Origin of the sequence: Streptomyces sp. W16, assembly GCF_033194735.1 — a bacterium.
Lineage (GTDB): Bacteria > Actinomycetota > Actinomycetes > Streptomycetales > Streptomycetaceae > Streptomyces.
The window spans coordinates 1-2,324 of sequence record NZ_JAWOAI010000900.1; the positions used below are offsets into that span (position 1 = coordinate 1).

General features: G+C 71.8%; 2 protein-coding genes. One reads left to right on the plus strand and one right to left on the minus strand.

Translation table 11 applies throughout. The features are described from left to right. Positions 1 to 81 precede the first annotated feature (81 nt). Complete coding sequence (locus tag R6V09_RS51140) at positions 82 to 1,500, minus strand: FAD-dependent oxidoreductase (protein WP_317888251.1); 1,419 nt, start codon at positions 1,498 to 1,500, stop codon at positions 82 to 84. Positions 1,501 to 1,571: 71 nt separating this feature from the next. Here R6V09_RS51140 and R6V09_RS51145 point away from each other — a divergent pair, with 71 nt between their 5' ends. Continuing rightward, positions 1,572 to 2,222 carry a TetR/AcrR family transcriptional regulator C-terminal domain-containing protein gene (locus tag R6V09_RS51145; protein WP_317888252.1) on the plus strand — a complete coding sequence of 217 codons (651 nt, stop codon included), beginning with the start codon at positions 1,572 to 1,574 and terminating at the stop codon, positions 2,220 to 2,222. Positions 2,223 to 2,324 lie beyond the last annotated feature (102 nt).

Here is a 2,324-nt window from a genome sequence, read left to right on the forward strand (position 1 = left end):
GGGCGCGCTGTTCCTGGGCTTCGCGGTCAAGCTGTCACTGGCCAGTTCGGTCTAGTTGGAGCTGTCACCGGCGAGTCCGGTTCAACCGACGCGGATGCCGACACGGTCCGTGTACTGCGCGAGGCCGTCCTCCGTGGCGCCCGCCCAGCCGACGTAGCCGTCGGGGCGGACCAGGAAGAGACCCGTGCCGTACGTCTCGGTGGCGGGTCCTGCCACGACCCGCACCGAGTCGCCGACGGCCGCCGGGGGCTTCGTGTCCAGGGCCAGCAGGGTCCAGTGCGGGCCGCGGAAGGCGTCGAAGAGGCGTACGCCGTCGATCGTGCGGTCCGGGGCGCGGTCGCCCGCCCGCAGTGCGTCCTCGGGCAGGTCCGTGCGGGTCTCCACCGCCAGTGAGCGGTCCCGGTAGCCGAGGCCGAGCTGCTGGGTGGCCCTGCCGCGCCGCACCTCGCCGCGGTGGACGCCGGTGGAGATGCCGAGCATGTCGGCGGCGTTGGGCAGCCGCTCCTCCTCGTAGGTGTCGAGCAGGGACTCGGGGGCGCCCTCGCGCAGCACCGCGCCGAGCTTCCAGCCGAGGTTGTAGGCGTCCTGCACGCTGGTGTTGAGGCCCTGTCCGCCGGCCGGCGAGTGGACGTGGGCCGCGTCCCCGGCGAGGAAGACCCGCCCGGCGCGGAAGCGGTCGGCCAGCGCGGCGCGCGGCCGGAAGTCCGAGGCCCAGCGGAGTTCGGTCACGGCCTCGGGGGCGAGGTGGGTGCGGCCGGCCACGGTCTCGCGGATGCCGTCGAGGGAGAGGTCGACGTCGGTGCCCTCCGGGAACTGGGCGATGACCTGGAAGTCCTCGGTGCCGGCCAGCGGGAAGACCGCGAGGAAGCCGACGTCTCCGTGCGGCGGGAAGACGTGCACGTTGTCGCGGTCCAGGCCGGTGATCCGGACGTCCGCGACCAGCATCGGGTTGGGGTCCACCGTCTCGCCGGTCATGCCGATGCCCAGGGTCCGGCGTACGACCGAGCGACCGCCGTCGGCGGCCACGACGTACCGGGCGCGGACCGCCGTACCGGAGGCGAACCCGACGGTCGCACCGGACTCGTCCTGGGTGAAGCCGGTGACCTCCCGTCCGAAGGCCACCGTCCCGCCCAGCTCCGTCAGCCGCGCGAACAGGATCTCCTGGGTGCGCCACTGCGGCACCATCCACGGGGTGTCGTACGGGGTGTCGGGGTCCGTCTCGGACGGGTCGAACATCTGGTGCTCGCCGACCTTCCGGCCGTCCCGCCAGACCGCGCCGGTCGGGTAGGTGCCGCCCTTGGCGAGGATCGCGTCGATCACTCCGAGGTCGTCGAAGACCTCCATCGTGCGCGGCTGGATCCCCTTGCCGCGCGAGCCGGGGAACAGGGCGTCCGCCTTCTCCACGACCAGCGCGTCCACCCCGCGCCGGGCCAGGTCGATGCCGAGGGCGAGGCCGGTCGGGCCGGCGCCGACGATCAGTACGTCCACGTGCTCTGCCATGATCCGTCTCCTTAACGCTGTTAAGTGGCTACGGTCACCAGGGTGTCCTTAACGCTGTTAAGCTGTCAAGCGTGAGTACGGAACGACGCGTCCCCCTCGACCGCAAGCGGGTCGCGGACACCGCCCTGAAACTGCTGAACGAGGTCGGCCTCGACGGGCTGTCCCTGCGCGCCATCGCCAAGGAACTGGACGTCAAGGCGCCCGCCCTGTACTGGCACTTCAAGGACAAACAGGCGCTGCTCGACGAGATGGCGACGGAGATGTACCGCCGGATGGTCGCGGGCGCCACGCTCGCACCCGAGGACACCTGGCGGGAACGGCTGCTGAAGTCCAACCGGGGCCTGCGCGACGCGCTGCTCGCCTACCGCGACGGCGCCAAGGTCTTCAGCGGCTCACGCTTCACCGGCACCCTGCACGCCGTGCAGATGGAAGACACCCTGCGCCTGTTCACGGAGGCCGGCTTCACCCTCGCCCAGGCGGTCCGCGCGACCGCGACGTCGTACCTCTACACGATCGGTTTCGTCAGCGAGGAACAGGGCGTCCAGCCACTGCCCGACGAGCGCCGCGAGGGCTACGACATGGACGAACGCGCCCGCCTGATGGCCGACTTCCCCTTGTCGGCCGCGGCGGGCGCGGAGATCTTCCAGGACTACGGCCGGCACTTCGAGGAAGGGCTCGACCTGGTGCTCGCGGGCATCGAGGCCCGGTTCAGGACCGGCTGAGGCCGTTGCGGATCACGCGGGTGAGGATCGGCGGCAGCATGTCGGCCGCGAAGCGGCGGGCACGGGTCGCGCTACGGCGGCGGAGCGGGACCCGGGCTGTCG

What these genes read in the sequence shown, in the direction of transcription:
- R6V09_RS51140 (WP_317888251.1), bottom strand. Translation starts at nt 1,500, where the DNA reads ATGGCAGAGCACGTGGACGTACTGATCGTCGGCGCCGGCCCGACCGGC.